The 6,057-nt window shown below is 70.7% G+C and carries 6 protein-coding genes; 2 read left to right on the top strand and 4 right to left on the bottom strand.

Annotated elements, in window-relative coordinates; all coding sequences use genetic code 11:
* The first annotated feature begins 412 nt into the window (after nucleotides 1-412).
* Nucleotides 413-1,747 (top strand): CoA transferase, encoded by a 1,335-nt coding sequence (locus tag KVS71_RS16535; protein ID WP_082750165.1) that lies wholly within the window; start codon nucleotides 413-415, stop codon nucleotides 1,745-1,747.
* A gap of 39 nt (nucleotides 1,748-1,786) precedes the next feature.
* On the opposite strand, the gene KVS71_RS16530 is transcribed toward KVS71_RS16535, so the two are convergent.
* From KVS71_RS16530 to KVS71_RS16515, 4 genes are read right to left on the bottom strand one after another with little or no spacing between them, the layout of a single operon-like run.
* The gene (locus KVS71_RS16530; protein WP_105950135.1) at nucleotides 1,787-2,599 is read right to left on the bottom strand and encodes a DUF4184 family protein; all 813 of its coding nucleotides are present in this window, start codon (nucleotides 2,597-2,599) and stop codon (nucleotides 1,787-1,789) included.
* A 12-nt stretch (nucleotides 2,600-2,611) separates the two neighbouring features.
* A complete protein-coding gene (gene tyrS / locus KVS71_RS16525; RefSeq protein WP_105950136.1) occupies nucleotides 2,612-3,913 on the bottom strand; it encodes a tyrosine--tRNA ligase in 1,302 nt (433 codons plus the stop codon).
* Nucleotides 3,914-3,965: 52 nt separating this feature from the next.
* Nucleotides 3,966-4,763, bottom strand: coding sequence for a hypothetical protein (locus KVS71_RS16520; RefSeq protein ID WP_217585053.1), 798 nt, complete (start codon nucleotides 4,761-4,763; stop codon nucleotides 3,966-3,968).
* The gene (locus tag KVS71_RS16515) at nucleotides 4,760-5,404 is read right to left on the bottom strand and encodes a SatD family protein (RefSeq protein ID WP_217585052.1); all 645 of its coding nucleotides are present in this window, start codon (nucleotides 5,402-5,404) and stop codon (nucleotides 4,760-4,762) included. The genes KVS71_RS16520 and KVS71_RS16515 overlap by 4 nt, the downstream gene beginning before the upstream one ends.
* 59 nt (nucleotides 5,405-5,463) lie before the next feature.
* Between KVS71_RS16515 and KVS71_RS16510 the strand changes: the two genes are divergently transcribed.
* The gene (locus KVS71_RS16510; protein ID WP_060923433.1) at nucleotides 5,464-6,048 is read left to right on the top strand and encodes a DUF1349 domain-containing protein; all 585 of its coding nucleotides are present in this window, start codon (nucleotides 5,464-5,466) and stop codon (nucleotides 6,046-6,048) included.
* Nucleotides 6,049-6,057: the final 9 nt, after the last annotated feature.

Genomic DNA, 6,057 nt, shown 5'->3' with positions numbered 1-6,057 from the left:
TGTTGAGTTCTCAAGGATCGGATGCTCCCACGACCCAGCCATCACGACCAGGCCCGCAGGGCAACTTCTCTATCTTAGCCATCCCGACCCGCTTGTCAAATCGGCGCGCCGCGCGGATCTTGGATCCGCTGCGCAGCCGGTGACAGCCGCAGAAGGGGTGGATCTCCCATCCTAGGCGCAAGCGCCGGATCTCTCAAGTGAGAGTGGATCGGGAGTGGTTCTCCGCTTGAGGGGGGTGAAGCTCTGGGCTTCTCCGCTTCCCTGTGGGGCGAACAAGTAATAAGTTACGTGGATTCCGGGGGTCTGGCAAATCGGGCGCACCACCCCGGGCGTGTCGCGTCTGCTGCTCGAGCGGATTCGCCCGGGTCAGCCGTCGTTTCCGACCGCATCGGTGGGGAGTAGCATCGCGCCCATGCCCCCGCACGCTTCTCCTCACGCTGCCGACCTGCTGGGCCGTGTCCAGCGGGAGCTGGGCGCAGACTCCCTGCCTGCGCATCTGCTCGCCGCGGTCAGCGCCCTGGATGCCGTGCCGCTCCCGTCCCGCACCGCGACCGCGGAGCTCGCTCTCGCCAGCGTGGCGTCGGTCGTGCTCGCCGCAGGACTCGACCCGGCGGCCATCGATCCCCGTCGAGTCGCCGTCGCCTATCGGAGCGATCGGTATCTGCTGGTCGACGGTGCTCCGCCGCCGGTGTGGGCGCCCCTCTCCGGATTCTGGGAGAGCGCAGACGGCTGGATCCGAACGCACGGCAACTACCCGCACCATGCGCGCGCGCTTCGCCGCGCGCTCGGCCTGACCGACGCGGCGGGTCCGAAGGCGGTCGCCCGCAGGGTGGCGGCTCTGTCGAGCGACGCGGCCGTCGACCGGATCTCCGAAGCCGGTGGTCTCGCCGTCGCCGTGCGCCGTGAGGACCCGGACGTCGATCATGCCCTGCGGAGCACTCCCCTCCTCGACGTAGCATCCATCGACGCGGCGGACGGACGGCGGAGTGAGCGACGGAGCCCGTCCCCCGGCCCCTCGGCGCACCTGCCCCTCGCCGGCCTCCGTGTCCTGGACCTCACGCGAGTGATCGCGGGGCCGGTGTGCACACGGACGCTCGCTCTCCTCGGCGCCGATGTGCTGCGTCTCGACCCACCGCACCTCCCCGAGCTCCCGTGGCAGCACCTCGACACCGGCCATGGCAAGCGCACGGCTCGTCTCGACGCCCGATCCTCCGAGCTGCACGGCCTCCTGCAGTCGGCGGATGCGGTCGTGCTCGGATATCGGCCCGCCTCGCTGGACCGGCTCGGCCTCTCCCCCGACGCTCTGGTCGAGCAGCACCCGGGTCTCCTCGTCGCGCAACTGAGCGCCTGGGGCACTGATCACCCCGAGCGCGCCGGTTTCGACAGCCTCGTCCAGGCGGAGAGCGGCATCGCGATGATCGAGGGCGAGGACGGACGGCCGGGCGCCCTCCCCGCCCAGGCGCTGGATCACAGCACCGGGTATCTCCTCGCCGCCGCACTCACCCGGCTGCTCCGTTCGCGCGACGGGCGCTCGCGCATCGTGCGCACCTCGCTGCGCCGCGTCGCCGCCGAACTGCTGGGGATGCCGCGCACGACCGACGTCGTGCGCGCGCCGGAGATCGATGCCTCGGCGCATCTCTCGCGATTCGACGTGGACGGGACGCCGGTCGTGACGGCGGCACCGGCGCTCCCTGGGCTGACCTTCGCCGCCCCGCATGCCTGGGATTCGGACGCACCGCGCTGGTGAGGGGGACTCCCTGGTGCGGGAGGCCTCCGGGAAGCGGGATCAGACGGTGCGGCGCGGCCGTCGCACGGCGAGGACCACGCAGAGGACCAGGGTGAGCAGGCCCCACACCGCACAGGCGGGCGGCAGCACCCGATACGCGAGATGCTGCACGGTGAAGTCGGCGGAGAGCGGACCGAACGCCAGCAGTCCACCGACCCACGCGACCACGAGGATCACCGGAAGCGAGAGCCACCACGCGATCCGCACGAACGGCGGAAGTACCCGCGGCGCATCCGCTCGCGGGGTCGCACGCCGCAGCCACAGCGCGGCCCAGATCGCGAGACCGAGCAGACCGAGGACGCTCGAGGCGTACTGCAGCCACTTGTAGCCGTCGAACGGACCCCAGGAGTTCGCGAGCGCGGGAACCAGATCGACACCCCACCGCGACTCGTGCGTGAACGCATCCCAGAGGATGTGCGAGAGCACCCCCAGCATCGCCGAGACCACGAGCAGGAACGGATACAGCGGTCGCGCGGCGCGGTACCGCGAGCGGTCGTCACGGCTCAGGGCTTCGACCGCCGCCCGGAGTCCGCTCGCGCCCCACCCGGCGGGCAACCGCACGGTCACCCATCCCGGAAGCAGTTCGAGGGTCGCCGGGCGCAGCAGGACTCGCCACAGCAGGAACAGCACCAGCGCGAGCAACGACGTCCACACGACGTTGACGGGATCGTGCAGGAAGCCGTAGTTGAGGCCGACGTTGCGCAGGAACAGCGAGATGTCGGGTGTCATCGCCCCGATCGCGATCGCCGCGGGGACGAGCGGCGTGCGCACGAACGGCAGCGCGACGATCGCGTGACTCGGAGTGAACGGCATACGCGGCCGGGGTCAGCCGAGGAAGACGCCGGCGAGCGTCTTCTTCCCGCGACGGAGCACCGAGACGCCGCCGGGAAGTGTGCCCTGCACGATCGCGGTGTCGTCCTCCACCCGCTCGCCGTCGAGGGAGACGCCACCCTGCGCGATGGCGCGACGCGCCTCCGACAGACTCGACACCAGCCCGGTCGCGACGAGCGCGTCGACGACCGGGGTACCGGCGGCGACCGTCGCGTGCGGGAGCTCGTCCAAGGCCGTGCGCAGGGTCGCCGCGTCGAGAGTGGTCAGGTCGCCCTGACCGAACAGCGCCTCGGACGCCGCGATCACGGCCGCCGTCGCCTCCACGCCGTGCACCGTCGCGACGACCTCGAGCGCGAGGCGCTTCTGGGCGGCGCGGCGGAACGGCTCCGTGGCGACGAGCTCGGCGTACTCCTCGATCTCGGCCCTGGTCAGGAACGTGAACACCTTGAGGCGTTCGATCACATCGGCATCGGCCGTGCTGAGCCAGAACTGGTAGAACGCGTAGGGGCTCGTGAGGTCCGCGTCGATCCAGATCGCGTTGCCCTCGCTCTTGCCGAACTTCGTGCCGTCGCTGTTGGTGATCAGCGGCGTGCCGATCGCGTGGACGGACACCCCTTCGACCCGGTGGATGAGGTCGGTGCCGCTGGTGAGGTTGCCCCACTGATCGGACCCACCCGTCTGCAGGACACAGTCGTACTGGCGGTAGAGCTCGAGGAAGTCCAGGCCCTGGAGGATCTGGTAGCTGAACTCGGTGTAGCTGATCCCGGCGTCGGAGTTCAGGCGCGCAGCCACCGCGTCCTTCTTCAGCATCGTGCCGACGCGGTAGTGCTTGCCGATCTCGCGGAGGAAGTCGATCGCGGAGAGCGGTGCGGTCCAGTCGAGGTTGTTCACCATGCGGGCGGCGTTGTCGCCCTCGAAGCTGAGGTATCGCTCGACCTGTCCGCGCAGACGATCGACCCATTCCGCCACCGTCTCCCGGGTGTTGAGCGTGCGCTCCGCGGTGGGTCGCGGGTCGCCGATCAGGCCGGTGGAGCCGCCGACGAGGCCGAGCGGCTTGTGCCCGGCGAGCTGAAGACGGCGGAGCAGGAGCAGCTGGACGAGGTGGCCGAGGTGCAGGCTGGGCGCCGTCGGGTCGAAGCCGCAGTAATACGTGACGGGGGCTCCCGCGAGCAGGGCGCGCAGCGCCTCCTGGTCGGTGGACACGTGGACGAGGCCACGCCACACGATCTCGTCCCACACGTTCTCGAACGTGGGGTCGATCGCCTGCGGCGCGGTCGTCAGAGCGGGAGTTGACACGCGCTCCAGGCTAGCAGCGCGCGACCGTCCCGCTGCGTCGCCGGCGGGGGTGTCAGCTGTGCGCCGCCCACCAGACGAGGAACGCGGCGCCGAGGCCGATGACCCAGCTCACGAGGCTGCCGACGAGGAAGTACTCGGCACGCGCGCCGGTCTCCCCGTCGCGGGAGATCTCCGGGAAGCGCACGATGCCCTTGGCGGCGAGCATGGCCGCGAGCACCGGGTACGCCGCGGCGAGCGTGAGGATCATCACGAGCACACGCTCCAGCGGGCCGATGAGTCGTCCGCCCTTGAAACCGTGGCGGGGATCGGCCGGGATGACAGCGGACACCGCGGGGGTCTCGCCGACGTGCGCCGCGGCGGAGACGGGGGCCGACGACGCGTCGGACGGAGGCACCGGAACCGAGACCTCGGCCGGGCGCCAGGTGTGCTCGCCGTCGAGAGCAGCGCGGACGACGAGGTTGGCGGATTCGAGCAGGAAGGCCCCGGCCCCGAGCGCGAGCACGACGAGGTCGAACGGGACCTCGCCGAAGGGTGAGCGGAGAGTCCACATCTCGCCGATGAGGCCCGCGGTGTCGCGGGCTCCGCCCCAGACCACGGCGCCGATGCTGAGCGCGGCCAGCGCGACCGCGGGCCAGAACCCGGCGCGCGTGGACCCCGCGTCCGGCATGCTCCAGATCCACAGCGCTCCGGCACCGAGCCCCAGGAGCGCGGGCAGCAGCGCGTCTCCGCCGATGCCGAGGAGGAGGATCACGGCCGCGGCGACGACGTACCCGACCCACCGTCGCGGCACGAACTGCCGGACGAGGTCGGTCGCGCCGACGGCGAGGAGGACGAAGCCCGCGAGGATCATGCGGACTCCCCCCGGAGCGCGGCCACTCCTTCGATGAGAGCGGCGGCTCCCGCGCTCCGCAGCGACTTGGACACGCTGGGCTGCGAGATGCCCTCCTGCGCGGCGAGCTCCTGCTGGGACCGGCCCACCATACGCCCGTATGTGAGGTGACGCTCGCGCTCGCTCATCGCCCCCACGAGCTCGTCGCGCGCGAGGACGTAGGCATTTGACGCGGCGATCACGGTCTCCATGACCTCATCCTGACCCGGGGCGCCGACAATCCAGGTGCGCGTCCTCGGCACGGCGCGCTGCTCGCGGGCATGCACGATCTCGATCGCGGCGCGCGCGGCATACCAGCCGGGGCCGTCGGCCAGGTCGCGATGCACCGAGGCGACGGATCGGACCTCGCCGACGCCGATCCCGAAGCGGAAGGCGAGCCCCTCCGGAAGCCGGAGCTGGATCATGAGAAGGGACAGGAGCGCGTCGGGCAGTGCACGGTAGACGCCTTGCTGCTCGTCCCCTACCGTGGGCGTGAGCGGCTGGACCGCCAGCGGGCGGTCCCGCTCGACCTGAGCGATGGTGTCGTCCAGCGCGCGCTGTGCGGCGCTCCGGTCTCCGAGTTCTCGGGAACCCACGATGTCGGCGATCACGGCGATGACCATGCCATAACCGTAACACGAATATTCAGAGTTTATGCCTTACAGGGCTATAGATGGGAAATATGCCTGATTCACGCATCATCGACTGGAGCGATGGCACCTGGACGCACTCCCCCGCGCTGACCCGGATCGACGGGCATCTCGACGCCACCGCGATCGAGGGCAGCGACGCCTGGCGTCACACCGCCTACGGATTCGTCCATGACTCAGAACACGCGCTGCTCGCCCCGCTCGCCGTCGGGGAGGCGATCGAGGTCGCCTTCACAGCCCCCTGGGAGGGCCAGTTCGATCAAGCGGGTCTCTTCGTGCGTGCTGACGACGAGCACTGGATCAAAGCGGGAGTCGAGTTCGCGGACGGCCACCTCGGTCTCGGCGCTGTCGTGACCGCCGGGCGGTCGGACTGGTCGGTCGGCTACGTCGACGACTGGCGCGAGAGCGAGATCACAGTCCGGGTCAGTCGTTGGGAGGACGCGATGATCGTTCGCGCCCGCGCGGACGACGGACCGTGGCGATTGGTGAGGGTGGCCCCCTTCGCCGGCGACGCGGCCGTCTCCGCCGGACCGTTCCTCGCCGCCCCGACCCGGTCGGGTCTGACCGTCCGGTTCACCCGGTGGGAGCGGTCCGCCGCCGACGGCGACCTGCACTGAGGCGCGGCC

Source organism: Microbacterium sp. GbtcB4, from assembly GCF_019091465.1.
Lineage (GTDB): Bacteria > Actinomycetota > Actinomycetes > Actinomycetales > Microbacteriaceae > Microbacterium > Microbacterium paraoxydans.
This window is presented reverse-complemented; position numbering and strand designations above follow the sequence as displayed.